Source organism: Nostoc cycadae WK-1, from assembly GCF_002897135.1.
GTDB lineage: Bacteria > Cyanobacteriota > Cyanobacteriia > Cyanobacteriales > Nostocaceae > Nostoc_B.
The window spans coordinates 23,914-39,332 of the sequence record NZ_DF978425.1 but is presented as its reverse complement, the minus strand read 5'-3'; the positions used below and the strand labels follow the sequence as shown (position 1 = coordinate 39,332).

General features: G+C 40.3%; 10 protein-coding genes. 2 read left to right on the top strand and 8 right to left on the bottom strand.

All coding sequences use genetic code 11. From position 1 onward, the window contains the following. Positions 1 to 394 precede the first annotated feature (394 nt). Positions 395 to 3,124: a CHAT domain-containing protein gene (locus NCWK1_RS08335; RefSeq protein WP_103124387.1), complete on the top strand. Its 2,730-nt coding sequence runs from the start codon at positions 395 to 397 to the stop codon at positions 3,122 to 3,124. A gap of 70 nt (positions 3,125 to 3,194) precedes the next feature. Here the strand turns inward: NCWK1_RS08335 and NCWK1_RS08330 are convergent, their stop codons facing one another. The 8 genes from NCWK1_RS08330 to NCWK1_RS08295 all read right to left on the bottom strand — a co-directional run bounded on the left by NCWK1_RS08330 (position 3,195) and on the right by NCWK1_RS08295 (position 12,549). After that, on the bottom strand, positions 3,195 to 4,265 hold the full coding sequence (locus NCWK1_RS08330; protein WP_103124386.1) for a saccharopine dehydrogenase family protein: 1,071 nt from the start codon (positions 4,263 to 4,265) through the stop codon (positions 3,195 to 3,197). 114 nt (positions 4,266 to 4,379) lie between these two features. Continuing rightward, positions 4,380 to 4,685 (bottom strand): putative quinol monooxygenase, encoded by a 306-nt coding sequence (locus NCWK1_RS08325; protein ID WP_103124385.1) that lies wholly within the window; start codon positions 4,683 to 4,685, stop codon positions 4,380 to 4,382. Positions 4,686 to 4,789: 104 nt separating this feature from the next. Next, positions 4,790 to 6,430, bottom strand: a complete 1,641-nt coding sequence (locus NCWK1_RS08320; protein WP_103124384.1) for a lipoxygenase family protein — start codon at positions 6,428 to 6,430, stop codon at positions 4,790 to 4,792. Positions 6,431 to 6,582: 152 nt separating this feature from the next. Beyond that, positions 6,583 to 7,641: a hypothetical protein gene (locus tag NCWK1_RS08315; RefSeq protein WP_103124383.1), complete on the bottom strand. Its 1,059-nt coding sequence runs from the start codon at positions 7,639 to 7,641 to the stop codon at positions 6,583 to 6,585. Between the two features lie 51 nt (positions 7,642 to 7,692). After that, on the bottom strand, positions 7,693 to 9,126 hold the full coding sequence (locus NCWK1_RS08310; protein WP_103124382.1) for a c-type cytochrome: 1,434 nt from the start codon (positions 9,124 to 9,126) through the stop codon (positions 7,693 to 7,695). Positions 9,127 to 9,152: 26 nt separating this feature from the next. Beyond that, on the bottom strand, positions 9,153 to 9,584 hold the full coding sequence (locus NCWK1_RS08305) for a hypothetical protein (RefSeq protein ID WP_103124381.1): 432 nt from the start codon (positions 9,582 to 9,584) through the stop codon (positions 9,153 to 9,155). 15 nt (positions 9,585 to 9,599) lie between these two features. Further along, a complete protein-coding gene (locus NCWK1_RS08300) occupies positions 9,600 to 11,072 on the bottom strand; it encodes a c-type cytochrome (protein ID WP_103124380.1) in 1,473 nt (490 codons plus the stop codon). Positions 11,073 to 11,130: 58 nt separating this feature from the next. After that, entirely contained in the window at positions 11,131 to 12,549 is a 1,419-nt protein-coding gene (locus NCWK1_RS08295) for an NADH:flavin oxidoreductase (RefSeq protein ID WP_096579396.1), read from the bottom strand. 763 nt (positions 12,550 to 13,312) lie between these two features. On the opposite strand from NCWK1_RS08295, the gene NCWK1_RS08290 reads away from it, so the two are divergent. Then, positions 13,313 to 15,319, top strand: a complete 2,007-nt coding sequence (locus tag NCWK1_RS08290) for a hypothetical protein (protein WP_103124379.1) — start codon at positions 13,313 to 13,315, stop codon at positions 15,317 to 15,319. The last annotated feature ends 100 nt before the right edge of the window (positions 15,320 to 15,419 follow it).

Genomic DNA, 15,419 nt, shown 5'->3' with positions numbered 1-15,419 from the left:
AGATGTTTTGACAGTATCACATACTACATCTAAAGTTTGTATTCCCAAGATTAGGGGCGAATAGGCGGAGCCTACGCCCTTCCATCATTTTTGGAGATGTTTATTAGCCTTGTATTGGTTCCTGAGATTCAAAATTTTACGTTAGAAATAATCCTATTTTGGTTGGCTGCATAAATTATTGATATGGACTGCCTTATTTTATCCTAGATAAATTTAAAAGCAGTTTAAATTGTATTTTTAAAATTTTCTTAAAAATGATTACCAAAGCTTAAATTTTAGTTAATCAATTAATAATTATCTCCTTTGCACCAACATAAAATTAGCCCTGAATTTTTTAGCTCACTTTTGGGAATTCTAAAATTAGGCAATTTATTTAGAGAATAAAGGTGATTTTATGGCTAGGTGGAAGATACGTGGCTTGATAAAATGGCAATTTCTTCCATTTATAGCGGGTTGGACAATCATTATTTTGACTAATGTTTTGTGGCTTTCAGCAGCAAGTTCCACAACTGCGGTACAGTATCCGGTAAATATTGCCCAAACAAATACGCCGAATGTGACTCGTGCTAATGCTCAACAAGTATATGGGCAAGGAAAAGAATTATATCAGCGCAGAAATCAGGAAGGCAGATCAGAATATTTACTACAGGCGATCGCTAAATTTGAACAAGCATTGGTATTATATCGTCAAGCAGGCGATCGCGCTTCAGAAGCCTTTACTCTCGCTTATATTGGCAAAATTTACTCCAATTTCGGCGACAAATACAAAGCACTAGAATATTACCAGCAATCTCTAGCCATAGAGCAAAATATCGGTAACAAAGCTGGGGAAGCCACACTCCTCAATAACATTGGCAAAATTTATTCAGAATTAGGGGAAAAGCAAAAAGCGCTGGATTATTACAACCAATCTCTACCCCTGAGACAATTGGTAAAAGATAAAGCAGGCCAAGCCATAACTTTAGGTAATATCGGTACTGTTTACAGTTTTTTAGGTGAACAGCAAAAAGCATTAGATTATTACAACCAATCTTTGATTCTCAAACAACAAGTAGGCAATAAAGCTGCGATCGCCAGTACCCTAAATAGTATTGGCAAAACCTACTCTGACTTAGGAGAAAAGCAAAAAGCGCTGGATTACTTGAACCAATCTCTACCACTATTTCAACAAGGGGGAGACAAAGCCGATAACGCCATTGCTATCAGTAATATCGGCAAAATCTACTCTGAGTTAGGTGAACAACAAACAGCGCTCAATTATTACAATCAATCTCTGCCCATATTTCAACAAGTAGGGTATAAATTAGGGCAAGCAATTACTTTAAATAACATTGGTGAAGTTTATTTCCAGTTAGGAGAACAGCAAAAGGCGCTGGATTATTACAACCAATCTCTCCCTATCTATCAACAATTGCGGGACAAATCTAGAGAAGCTCATACTATCTATAACGTCGCCACTGTTAAATATGACCAAGGAGAATTAAATACAGCCCTGACGGAGATAGAGAAAGTCATCAAAATTGTTGAAGACCTCCGCAGCAAAATTGACTCTCAAGAACTCCGCACCTCATATTTTGCCACAGTACAAAATTATTATCAGTTCTACATTGATGTGTTGATGCAATTGCACAAACAGCACCCAGAACAAGGATATGCGGCTTTAGCACTAGAAACCAGCGAACGTTCCCGCGCCCGTAGTCTTTTGGAACTGCTGAGTGAAGCCAACACTGATATTCGTCAAGGTGTAGAGCCAAAATTACTTGTTCAAGAACGCAAGTTGCAGCAACAACTTGATGCTTTAGAAAAACGCCGCATCCAACTGTTACAAGGTAATTACACTGAAGAACAGGTACAAGCTTTAGATCAAGAAAATGAAAAACTTTTAGAAGCATATCAACAAATCCAGGCACAAATTCGGGCTACCAGTCCCCGTTATGCCGCACTAACTCAACCCCAACCTCTCGCACTCGCGCAAATTCAACAGCAAGTCCTGGATGATAACACCTTGCTTTTAGAATATTCTCTGGGGAAAAAGCGCAGTTACTTGTGGTTAGTTACCAATAAAAGTATTACCAGTTACGAATTACCCAAGCGAGCAGATATTGAAACGATTGTGCAGAAGTTCCGTCAAGAAATCACTATGCCTTATTTAAAGCATAGTCAATCTATAGATGCTCTATCTAAAATCATACTTGCACCAGTCGCCCAAAAATTGCAAAAACAACGTTTAGCGATCGTCAGCGATGGTGCTTTGCAATATGTACCATTTGCGTCGCTGACAACGGGTAGCGGTACTCAATATGAACCATTACTGCTCAACCATGAAATTATTACTCTCCCATCAGCATCGATATTAGCTATCCTCAGAAGTGAACACAAAGAACGCAAATCTCCACCTAAAACATTAGTTGTGTTGGCAGATCCTATTTTTAATCGCAATGATGAGCGTTTGCAAAATAAAGCACAAGTATCGCACTCACCTGTGCTAGAAAGCAATTTAGACAGCTTGGCTTTAAGCAAATCAGCCGCAGACTCAGATATTAACTTTGAGCGTCTACGCTTTACACGCCAAGAAGCCGAGCAAATTCTGGCTCTTGTACCTGTTAATCAACGCAAAGAAGCTGTAGATTTTAACGCTAGTCGAACAACAGCAAGCAGCGAAAATTTGAGTCAATATCGGATAATCCATTTTGCTACTCATGGCATTCTCAATAGCAAACATCCAGAATTATCAGGAGTAGTATTATCGCTATTTGATCCTCAGGGAATGCCACAGAATGGCTTTTTACGCTTGCGCGATGTCTTCAACCTCAACCTCAAAGCAGAATTAGTAGTTCTCAGCGCCTGTCAAACCGGATTGGGAGAAGAAGTAAAGGGCGAAGGTTTAGTCGGGTTAACTAGAGGATTTATGTATGCAGGTAGCCCACGAGTGGTGGTAAGTATGTGGAGTGTTGATGATCAAGCAACATCAGAGTTGATGAAAGCTTTTTATAAAAATATGCTAAAAACTGGATTAACACCTGCGGCAGCTTTAAGGAAAGCACAACTAGAAATTTGGCGCACTCAAAAATATGTTGCACCTTATTACTGGGCAGCTTTCACTTTACAAGGTGAATGGATGTAAAAAGAAATAGAACTTCTGACCCTCTGTGCATTTCTGCGCTTCTGCGTGAGACAAATTTATGCCAAGCCAATTAAACAACCACAGGTGTACTGTTAAATTGCTGAACTCCTGGTATTTCTAATACTAAATCAGCGCCGTAAACATTAGCTGGGGTTTGAAATCCTGGCTTTACTTCACCTTTGATGATGTGTTGGAGAACTACTACAGCAGATAAAGCCGTAAAATTGTATGCTTCCGGGCCGATAAGTGTCGCTGTGACTTGACGACCAGATTTATCTTCCGCAATACCGACAACTCCAACCTTACCTTTAGCGCGTTCTGCTTCACTTGGCCCTGGGGGTAATTTTTTAATTAAATTAGCTAAGGTGCTTTGAAACAGTGATGAGCTAAATAACCAGCCTAAATACTGGCTGCTTTCCATGAGGAAACTTACAGGGTTGGGAAAAACTGTGTAAGTCTCAATATTCGGAATTCCAGTGCTGTGAAATGCAGTGACAATATCAGCACGCCAGGGGTTAGTTACCGCTGTGACAACACCAGCACCAAAATCAACTTGACGTTTTTTCTCGGCTGGTCGAGCCGGAATCAATTTACCTGCTGTTCTGACTACACCCATTTCATGTAAGCTGGGCAGAACAGTGTTAGCAGTTCCTTGAGAAACACCGCCTTCAGTTTCATAGATTAATGTGAGAGTGTTGGCGGTTGGTAACTGAGATTTAAGATAAACTGCAAGACAATCAGTCGGGACGACACCAAACCCGACACCAGGAAGTAGCATGATTCCGGCATTTTTCGCTTCCGTGTCCCGTGCGGCTAAAGCTTGAAATTCCGGAACTTCCCCAGCGATATCTAAATAATGGGTTTGAGTTTGCAAGCAGACATCAACCAGTGATTTGGCAGTTTTGGCAAAAGGCCCTGCACAATTGAGGACAACTGTAACATCTTGGAGAGATTGTGCGATCGCCTGAGAATCATCCAAACTAAAAACACGAAATTCAAAGTTTAACTTTTCCGCCGCTAATACCAACGTACTTTGATTTCGTCCAGCCAAAATTAAATCTACACCCTGACTTTTTGCAGTTTCCGCTATCAATTTCCCTGCATAGCCAGTCGCACCATACAATAACACCTTTGCGGTCATAGTTATTCACCACATTTAAATATTCACAAATCCCCCTTTTGCAGCTATGAGCAATAAACATTCAAATTCCCCCCTTTTTAAGGGAGGCTAGGGGGGATATAACTTTAACTTGATTTAATTATTAACAATCTGTTGCCATAACTTCACTTCTGGCGGTTCTACCAAAAACTCTTCAGCTTTAGCCCCAAGCGCCCGAATATACGGCTGTTGTAAATGCAGATCCAAAATTGCTTGACTAGCCCAATTTTCGTGCAGCAAAAACAAAGATGGGTCTTCAATGGATTGATGTAAATCATAATTAATACATCCATCTTCGCTACGAGTGATCGCAATCACAGGCTCAAACTCTTGCCGAAATCTATCTTCTAAACCCTGCTTTACTTTTAGACGAGCAGTAACTGTAACTTGTTGACCTGACATATAGATTCTCCTGTGTGGATAGATGCGAGATTAATCAAGTAAAAAATTAAAAGTAAAAAGGCAAAATTATTTTTTTCTTGTTACCTTTTTACTTTTTACTTCCATCAAGTATTGATACTGTTAATAATTTGCGAAGGTTTGAGGTAATTATAAGGTATAGGACGGGTTTGATTTCTAATATCAATTTTTCGTTCTATATCATGCAAATTCTGTTGGAATTGCATCACTAATTCCTGTGCCAATGGGTCAGAAAATTCTTCATCGTAATACCCCAATTTGTCGTGGTGGTACGATGTTAAAATATGTGTCCACATTACTTGATCAGCAGCTTGCTTGAAAGGTGGTAATATCTTCATAATAGTTTGCATATCCACGCCCTTTTTTTCTGGCGTTGGATGATAAGCTGCATAGGGCATATTCGGTACGAAAGCCATATACTCGTACTGAGAAAAATTTAAAGCAGAGTGGAAAGGAGCGCAAGTGAAAATTACAACCGTGATAATTTGAATTAATTGGTCTATGGTTTCAATTTTTTCTGGCATTCCTTTAACGCGACCACCATCTTGAGCAACTAATTCCCTTGCCCAATTTTGTAATTCATAATCTTCGCTCAAATCTTGGGAAGTTTGGTAATAAAGTTGCAGATAGTCTGTAACAAATTTTTGAATGGCATCCCAAATTAATATTCCATCATCTCGAAAGGGAAAATGCGGTAATATTTCTGGATCATCCATATTTTGATTTCTCATTAATGTCGGGAAGACAAATTTCTCGACACTCCACTCTTGATAAGTTTTCACGACAAAAGTTAAAGACTCTTGCAAAGAACCAGCCATAAATTCATCGACTGGCCCACCTGGCTGTAAAAAGTGAGTGCGTCCTAAATCGTTATCAAATAACATAAACCGGAAGTGCGGTTTTAGTAGTAAAGCAATGGGATGATTGGCTGCTAATTGGCGTGCTGTGGCAATACAAAAAGGAGCCATAACAGCATGAGTATAAGCAAAATGACTACCTAATTCTTGATGGTTTCCGTCAGCAATCTGCACAGAGGTTTTTGCTAAAAACCAATCTAGATAAGGGTCATCAGGAGTGTAAATCAATCCATCTGTCCCAGCATCATTATTTAATTTAATTGCTACTGGACGCAAGGAACCACCATTTGGTAAACCGTTGCTCTGCCAGTAAAATAAAGCTTGCGGCTTAGGTAAATACTTTCTCAGGTTTTGAGAGGTACCACCTTTAATATCAAAGAGTGTGGGATAGTCTAATAGATAAAGTTTACCTTCTTTGAGAGCCGCTTCTAAACTACTTTCTGTGCCGACAGCTTTTTGAAAATGTGCGTTAGTTACTCCAATATTTTCTGGTAAATTCTCAATTCTTTGAATAGCTAAAGGGTTCGCACCTGATAATCTTTGCTCGGCAAAACATGAGTCTGTTTTATAATTGTTCATCACTGCTGGTTTAGGTAGCAGCGTTAATAGTTCTTCGTATTCTTCTAATTCATCTAAAGGGTCAAGGAAATTTCTTGCTTTGGCAGCCAGCATATTTGGTGCTAAATTTGCCATACTAGCGAGGCGTTTAGCCGTATATTCTGCGGAGAATAATTCTTGGTGAGGGACTTTATCTATAACGGGAATAGGAGCTAGATAATTGTGATTAAATTTATAATCTGCTTGATTTTTTACTAGCTCATCTTTGCGGATGTTAGGATTAGGATCTACCTGGGGTAAATATGGTTTCATGATGATTTGTGAGTAGGGAATTTATAATTACTCAGTTCATAGAATGGTAGCGATAACGAAATCTAACAAAGTTTTGATGATGTTGGGTTTTGTTCCTTAACGCAACCTACTGAACTTGTGCAGGCAAGATGCCTGCACCACAAGAGTTACACTTAAACAGAACGAGAAAGTGAATTAGCTTTGGGGGTCTTATTTTTCACAACGTGAATGATTTTTTTAATTACTTCATCATTGTGCCAATAGCTACCATGTGGATTGTCGGGTAGCAGAGACAGCAGTAAAGGTAAATTGGTTTGTGCAAGTGGAGTTTGTGCAATGAGATTTTCTAACCAGCCTAACCATCCTGTGCTGTGGGTGATAGTATCTTGGATATCTAAGTATTCAGTGTAACCATCCACTAAATCTATCATCATTTTTTGCAGTGGGTAGGCGATGGGATCAGCAGGATGAATATAGTTCCACCAAGGTAGTTTTTCTCTTGGGCTTGCTTCTTCTTGCAGAGATTTTAATAATGTCTGGAGTTTGGGTGTAATGTCGTGGCTACTGCTTGCACCTATCTCATTTTGACCTACGAATGTTTGGAGGTTGGGTGTAATGTCGTGACTACTGCTTGCACCTGTCTCATCTTGATCTGATTTGACATCGGTCAAACTAAAGATGGCTACAGGTGAACCCATTGTGTGAATACTGGCAATTTTAATTCCTTGATAGCGATCGCGATTTTCCCCATCTACGCCAAAAATGGCATCCCGAATAGCCATCACATCATCATGGGCGGGTGCATTTTGATCTTCCCACCGACTGGCAAACAAAATGTCAAATAACATGACTGTTCCCCAACTGTGGGTGACTATATGCAGTCGATCATCGGGTTTGGCTTTCAGTAGTCCACTGTCAGCTATCTGTTTTTTGAGTTTGCGAACGATTTTTGCGCCTACATAACGGCTGATATAAAGTGCAGCATCTCCAGTAAAAGGAAGAATTTGCTGTTCCCGAATGTTGTGGAACCACATCTGATTCCAATCGGATGAACTTCTGAGTTGTCCCAGTAGTTTAGTTTCTGGTTGTTGATTGATATCACCCCAGTAAAAAGGGATGTTATGGAAATTGCGATCGCTCGCACTTTGCGCTAACCGTTGAAACAGTTCATCAGCGTAGTTCGGGTTGCGGATAGTCACACCATGAATAAACAAAACGTAGTCTGTAGCCATTACAACACCCCTTTTCTGCAAGTTTTGGCGAAACGACGATGCGGCTCAGGTCTACAAAGTTTTTAAGTACTCAATCAGTGCTTTTTTATCGTCACTGGGCAAATCAGTACCATAAACATGTCCCTGATTGGAATTAGCAGCAACGGTCGTATCATATTTAAAACCTACACGTTTAGCTTCTTCTCCTGCGGAAATAAAGCCAATTTTTTGCGAATCGTAAACATCGTAACCCCGATAAAAGGTTTGGGGACGATTCTCTGGTTTTTCTAACAAATCTTGCAGAGATGGAACAGAACCATTATGCAAATATGGCGCTCTAATCCACAGCCCATCCAGAGATACAGCCACATAGCCGTTGTTTTTGCGTAATTGGCTAAAGTCCCAAGGATAACCGTCACCAAAGTGGTTGTAGGTGTCGGCGGCCTGTTGTGTCCACATATCTAGACGATGGCGGTCTGTTCCTACTTCGTCTACAGGGATAACTGTACCTGTTCTTTCACCACCAAAGGCGTGACAAGATGCACAGGTATTAGCAAAAATTTGACTCCCTTTATTCACCAATTTCTGATCAATTGCAAAGGGATATTTGGGTGGGGAAAGTTCGCTGATATAGTCTTCTACTCGTTGTAAATCAGCCACAGGTAAAGAATCTTTGGTTGCACCATCCCCAATTGCGCCTGTTTGTACAGTTTCTTTGAGAGAAGTTTCTAAACCATCCCAATGCAAAGCAAATCCCTTGTGTAATGCCTGATTCCAAATTGGCATCATATCAGAGTTACCGATAGTGTCATCTTTGGGCAGTTTTAAAGTGTTGAATTTGACTGGGTTAAAGGGATCAATCCGACCAGCCCCCCAGTTGGGACGAGAATCCATCCAGGCGAAGTCGGCGCTTTGTTGCAGTAGGGCTTTTTTAGTTTGGGGAATAATCAAAAAGCGATAAAGTAAGTTTTCTACCCAAGAAAACTCATGATTATATTTGATTTCGTCCAGGATATAGTCGGCGGTAAATCTGGGATCGCTGGCGGCTGCACCCAAAAACCGCACATAAGCTTGCGAGTTAAATTTGTTAGAAGGCCCAGCAGGAAAAATTTGGGGTTTTTCTAAGGGACTAGTTCTATAGGTAGCCGTATGACATACCGCACAAGTAATCCCTACGCGGGGAAAACCAATGGTTTTTTTAGTAAAACCAATTGGGGTTTCTTTGCCTTCTTCCCAAGTAATTCCTAAAGAAGTGTAACCACCTGGCCCTGGTAGTTTATCGGGAAAGATACGGGGAAGTACTAACCAAATCCAATAAGGTATCCCTTGGGCTGCTTCTGTCCCGATAGAACCATATTTAAAATGTTCTTCTGGAGATTTGTAGGTCAGCGGCACATCCCGAAATAAATGATACCAAGCTGTGTATCCTACTCCCCCGACTAGTAAAACAACAACTAAAGCAATGCTGACGAGAATTCTGCCTAATTTCTCTTTGAAAATTTTCATAACATTACATTGCTCCTTGGTAGAAATTAGGAGAATTGTTTGACTGGTTCTTTGGCGATCGCCTCAGCATTTTCACTCCGCAAAGCTAGAGTTAAGAAAATCGCTTCTATTACACCAAAAAATAAGTCTACAAAGGCAATAGATAAAAAGCCTTTATCTTGCCCAAAAAAGAACACGGCACAAATAAAAAATGTCGAACCAAATGCTCTGGAAGGAAAGATAGAAATCCAAGCAGTTGCCTGATATCTATAAGGGTCTATGGCTCCAGGAATGTAAAATGCACTAATGATAAATAACAGCATTCCCGCCGTTCTTACCCAGATAATTGGGTCTGGTTGGTGCATCTTTAAAAACCACAGCATAAACTCTGGAAAGAAGCAAGAGAAAATGACAAAAAGCATATTCACCATAATGCCCAGCCAAGTTACACGGCTAAACCATTTTGCGTAATTATTCATTTTTTTGGCTCCTAATTATAGCTGCTTCATGTACTCAACCAACGCATCTTTTTCTGCTGGTGAGAGTTCTACTCCATATACATGACCGCTGTTACTATTTCCAGGTTTGGTCGTATCAAATTTAAAATATTGTTTGCCGTTTTCTTGGGCAACAGTTGACACAAACCCGACTTTTTCTCGATCAATCACTTCGTAACCCCGATAAAACTCTTTGGGTCGATTTTCTGGTTTTTCCAGCAAATCTCGCAATGTTGGTACGGAACCATTATGTAAATAAGGGCCGCGTAACCAAATACCATCTAGTGGTGCATTGGCGTAGCCATTCGTTTTGCGGAAATGATTAAACCGCCAAGGATAACCTGCATACAAAGTATTTTGGTTAGATAGGGTTTGGTAGGTAAAGGAATTGAGACGATGGGGGTCTGTACCAATTTCTTGAATGGGAACAACTTTACCTGTATATTTTCCGCCAAAGGCGTGGCAACTAGCACAATTATTGGCAAATAGTGTTTCTCCGGTAGCTGCTAAAGTTTGATTAACTTGATATGGATATTTTGGTGGTGGTAATGTCCACAACCAATCAGCTACTCGTTGAATTCTATCTATATCGATTGTGGTGGGTGTAACTCCCGCACCTAAAGCCGCACTTTTGTTCCGTTCGTCAACAGAATCGTTATTCCCATCCCAGTGTAATTCCATGTCTTTACGCTGTTTTTGATTCCATACGGAGGGGAAATCTGATGTGCCAATTAATTCATCCTCACGCAATTTATCCATTGGAAAATGAAATTGAATTGCTTTATAAGGATTGAAAGTATCGACTCTACCTGGCCCCCAATCTGGTTGCTGATAGATGAAGGACAGGCGACTTCTTTGATTAATTAGTGCGTCGCGCGTTTGAGGAATGGCAATAAAGCGATAAACTAATTTTTCAATTGGGTTGATACCGCCACTAATTTTTTCAATTTCTGGGAGCATCCGGTTGGCTGTAAAGCGCGGGTCTATAGCAACTTCGGATAAGAATTTGATGTATCCTTGCAAGTTTACTACATTAGCCGGCATTGCTGTCTTGATTTGGCGATCGCTATTTGGTGTCTCACGCAGTGTACCTGTATGACACACCGCACAATTCAAGCCAACACGGTTAATAAACACCCGCCGTTGCGAAAACCCAATCGGTAAATCCTTTCCCGGTTCTTGAATAAAGCCCAAGGAAGTATAACCTTTATCGGGTAATTTATCAGGAAATAATTCTGGCAGAACTTTCCATATCCAATACGGAACGCCATTTACTTCTTCACTACCAATAGAACCGTATTTAAAATGGTCTTGGATATCGGCGTAATCAACTGGGGAGTTAGAAATAGCAGGCCAAATGAGAAATACAATTACTGCGATAACTCCCACAATTGCACCCAAAACCCACTTGAAAACCGCTTTAGTTCCTTTTACAACGCTGGGAACTAGCGTAGGGCTTGTTTGAGTCATTACAAAGTCACTCTCTGGTTAATAGTCAAGAGTTAATGGTCAATGGTCAAATGACAAATTAAACATGTAAGACCGGAACTTCGGTGTTATGTTTTGCTGACTCATCGCCATGAAATACTGACATAACTTCTGTCATCATCGCTTCATAGTCATTATCAAAGCGACTTAATTCATAACAACCCAAGGGGTTTTCAATGACGTTGAGTAGGCATTTGTTGCAATAGGTACATGGTCTATCTGGTAAGTCTTTACCTTGTTGTAATTGTTTTGGTAAATCGTTATTAGCAATCAATTGTCGAGCAATTGTCACACCATCACAATAGCCGTCGTCAATGGCTTGGCGAATAAACGAACCTTGTTGAAAACCACCAGTACACAAAACCGGAATATTGACGGCTTGTTTAATGGCGCGTGATGAAAGTAAATTTCTCCCTTGGTTTTCTATCAAGAGTTTTCTCATTTCATCATCAGAGACATAATTACCGTTAAATGCTGGCGGTGGGAGTTGTTTCTTCACCCGATTCCACAAGAATTTGAAAATTGGATTCAACAATTTGTAGCGGAATAAGATGTAGTTGCGAATTGTTTGATTACCGCTGGAGAGCATTGTGTCATAGGTTTTAGTAATGACTTCAAAATTAAAATCTCCAATGGGGTTTAGGGGATGAGGAAATAAACTTCCTACCGATACGTGGACTGCATCTGCACCGGCTTCTTCAGCCCATTTACAAATCTGTACAGATTCTTCTAAAGTATTTCCGGGTTTCTCCCAAGGAATTACCGCATCGTTGTAATCAATGGCACTAATTTTAAATTGTAGGTGGAAGTCTTCGCCGACTTCTTTACGAATTGCGCGAATTACATCTAATAAAAACCGCGCTCGATTTTCTAGTGAACCACCATATTCGTCGGTGCGATCGTTAATTCCTGAACTGAGAAATTGATTGAATAAATAACCGTTCCCACTGTGTAGTTCTATACCATCTAAACCAGCTAAACGCGCCCGTCTAGCACCATCAGCAAACATTTGGATGGTTTCTTTAATCTCTGTCAAAGTCATCGCTTGGCAAAGTAAGCCGTGGAATGATTCAGTTTTGCTGGTAGAACTTAAGGCTTTTAAACCGTCATTTTCTACACCGCCAATGTCTTGCTGTCTTCCAGAATGGCTGAGTTGCAAAATTAATTTACAGTCATATTCATGGACTTTTTCACCTACTTTGCGCCAAAAAGGAATCCGTTCATCGCAGTGAATTGTGGCGTAATTAGGCATAATTCGACCACGAATTGCTACTGGTACAAAAGAAGTAATAATTGCCCCAACTCCACCACGGGCAAATTTTTCTTCCCAGTTAATTCTGGCTTGAGTACCAGAACCATCATAGTTATCCCACCTACCGGATATACTGGAGCGAAAAATCCGGTTTTTGACAGTGAGATTCCGAAATTGCAATGGCTTAAAGATAATATCGTTTTCCATACTCTCCTTCCTATTTGCAATAGAATCAAGTATTAATACGCGAGTGCGACTTATTTTTTTAACTCCTGTCCAAACCTCTCTCCCCGGAGGAGAGAGGCTTTGATTCTTGCTCCCTTTCTCTACAAGGGAAGAGGTTGGGGGTTAGGTGTAAAAAAAATTTACACATAGCGTTGTGTAAACAAAAACAACCCAGATAAATATTATTGATAGATACTCTGGGGTTTTGTTTTGAATACTTACAAGTTCAAGATTATGTTTTTCGGATGTAATGTAGAAGATTAATTTTTTGTTACTTAGTTTGCTGCCCAAATATTAAACTGAAGGCTTACCAGATAAAGGTTGAGCCATTAAATCAGATTTTTTTATAACTGAGTGAAACTAGCAACCTCAACGAATCAAATCTTAAGAAATACTTTTTTTGATACCAAGGTTAACGCAATATTAACGCACTCTCCTACACAACAATTTGTTACAAAATTAGCCTAGTTTTAAATGTCGCTTACAAGATAACAAATACAGTTTGTTACACCAGGATAAATTTACAATTTTTTAAAGAAATCAGTTCACAAAGGAGCAAATTTTTTAGTGACGTTTGCCAAGCTTGTGTAGTAACTTCATAGATGACAGTGCCTAAATTAAGGTGCAATATGATTTATTCGCTAAATATCTCTGAAGGATCAATCAGGAACATAGCGAATTAATTGTGAAGCTTTGTTATTAAGATGCACCTGATTAAGTTTAGGTGTTACTCATTGAGAGTTTTATGAACAAAATATGCCTATTGTGGAAAGGCTGTTTGGTGGTCTTCGCTGCGATCGCAATTACATTTTGCGGTTGGTATAGCACACCAATAGCTCTAGCTAGTGAGTATAGTGAAACACCTGCTCCTATCTCCAATGAGTATAATGATGCGGCTTATACCGATAACTGCGATGGTATCGGATATCTCCCGCCATATACTAAGGAGAATCTTACCGAAGCTGAAAAAAGAGGTCGTTGTACTTGGTACTTATGGACTGGTGGTAATGCTACATACTATCGAGACATTGCCAAGCGCACCCACGGTGGTGTTGACCTACTCCAGCTGATTAACTCGAAGCAGTATGACCATGATCAGCGTTTGCAACGTTTTGGCGCAATCAACGATCCTGGATGTGAAAAAGCCAAAGAAGAAGATGAATATGGGTTTTTGTTGGATAAGTGTAAAGACCCCCTGTCTACTGGTGTGATTGGGTTACGCAAGTTCCCCAACCCCAAATTTGACAAAGCAAAATGGAACTATGACCAATACATTAAGGATTCGGAAATTGAGCCACCTTATCTGATTGGCCAGTCTTGTGCTATTTGTCACGTTGCTTTAGACCCACTGAACCCACCCAAAGATAAAGAACACCCACAATGGGAAAACCTCGTTCCCGCTTTGGGAAATCAGTATATTAAAGAAAGCGAATTATTTTCTACGAAACTCAGGGATGATAGCTTCATCAAGCAAGTCCTAGATGCTCAACGTCCAGGCACATCTGACACATCGCGGATTGCTACAGATCACATTAATAATCCTAATGCGATTAACGCCATTTTTAATTTAGGCGATCGCCCCACATACCCAGAGGTGATGAACGACGGTTCCACCAAAAATGTCAATCACATTCTCAAAGATGGTGCAGATTCCACAGGGGTAGCTATTGCTTCTTTGCGTGTTTACGTCAACATTGGAATGTGTGGTGACTACTGGTTAAGCTTGCACGAAGCAATGTTAGGCAGAACTCCGCAACGTCCTTTTGATATCGAAACAGCCAGAAAGAATTGCGAAGGCTGGAGACAAACGGAAGCACGCATGGCTGATGCAGAAGCATTTCTCAAAACTATCCAACCGATGCACCTCAAAGATGCACCCGGTGGTGAAGCTTTCTTAACCAAAGATGAAAAGGTTCTCGAACGCGGCAAGATAGTTTTTGCTGATACCTGTGCATCTTGTCACTCTAGTAAGAAGCCACCTGCTGAAATTGCGGCTGACCCCGACCAAGCTAAGAAATGGTACGAAGAATCTGTACTCAGTAGTAATTTCCTCGACCACAATTTCTTATCGGATGACCAACGCTACCCAGCTACACTGATTGGTACGAATATTTCCCGTTCTTTAGGAACTAACGCCACCAAAGGGCATATCTGGGATCAGTTCTCTTCTAAAACTTATAAAGAACTACCTTCTCCTGGTGAACTGACGCTGTATAATCCCTTCAACGAAGCCAAACCGATCAATTTCCCAATACCTGAAGGCGGCTTAGGATATTATCGGACACCTTCACTAATTAGTGTTTGGGCAACAGCACCATTTCTCCATAACAACACCCTAGGTTTGTATAACGAAGATCCTTCTGTGAAAGGTCGGATAGCAGCCTATACCGATGCTATGGAAAAAATGCTCTGGCCAGAAAAACGTGAAGGCATTATCAGCAGAACTGACCGCAAAACTAAATTAGATTTGCCCCCAGGAGATCCCAATCCCAGATTGCGTTTACCTGTACCTAAAGGTATGCCTGTCAACTTGTTGGCAAATGTCAATATGAGAGAGGCAATTACTTCTCTTAATCTAGGTAACTTATTCCAAGATTTAAGGCCAGAAGGCGGTATCAAAGGTAAACTCGCCCGTGTCTTATTAAGAGCGAATAAATCTCCTGACTTTGTTGAAGATAGGGGTCATACTTTTGGTGCTAATTTATCTGATGATGACAAAAAAGCCCTGATCGAGTTTGTGAAAAATTTCTAAAACAACTCGTCAAAATACTTGGTCTTTAACTAGTCGTTCCCAGGTGTAACTTGGGAACGATAAATATTTGTATTAAGAGTCAATAATCAAGAGTTACTAG

What these genes read in the sequence shown, in the direction of transcription:
- NCWK1_RS08335 (WP_103124387.1), top strand. Translation starts at nt 395, where the DNA reads ATGGCTAGGTGGAAGATACGTGGCTTGATAAAATGGCAATTTCTTCCA.
- NCWK1_RS08330 (WP_103124386.1), bottom strand. Translation starts at nt 4,265, where the DNA reads ATGACCGCAAAGGTGTTATTGTATGGTGCGACTGGCTATGCAGGGAAA.
- NCWK1_RS08325 (WP_103124385.1), bottom strand. Translation starts at nt 4,685, where the DNA reads ATGTCAGGTCAACAAGTTACAGTTACTGCTCGTCTAAAAGTAAAGCAG.
- NCWK1_RS08320 (WP_103124384.1), bottom strand. Translation starts at nt 6,430, where the DNA reads ATGAAACCATATTTACCCCAGGTAGATCCTAATCCTAACATCCGCAAA.
- NCWK1_RS08315 (WP_103124383.1), bottom strand. Translation starts at nt 7,641, where the DNA reads ATGGCTACAGACTACGTTTTGTTTATTCATGGTGTGACTATCCGCAAC.
- NCWK1_RS08310 (WP_103124382.1), bottom strand. Translation starts at nt 9,126, where the DNA reads ATGAAAATTTTCAAAGAGAAATTAGGCAGAATTCTCGTCAGCATTGCT.
- NCWK1_RS08305 (WP_103124381.1), bottom strand. Translation starts at nt 9,584, where the DNA reads ATGAATAATTACGCAAAATGGTTTAGCCGTGTAACTTGGCTGGGCATT.
- NCWK1_RS08300 (WP_103124380.1), bottom strand. Translation starts at nt 11,072, where the DNA reads ATGACTCAAACAAGCCCTACGCTAGTTCCCAGCGTTGTAAAAGGAACT.
- NCWK1_RS08295 (WP_096579396.1), bottom strand. Translation starts at nt 12,549, where the DNA reads ATGGAAAACGATATTATCTTTAAGCCATTGCAATTTCGGAATCTCACT.
- NCWK1_RS08290 (WP_103124379.1), top strand. Translation starts at nt 13,313, where the DNA reads ATGAACAAAATATGCCTATTGTGGAAAGGCTGTTTGGTGGTCTTCGCT.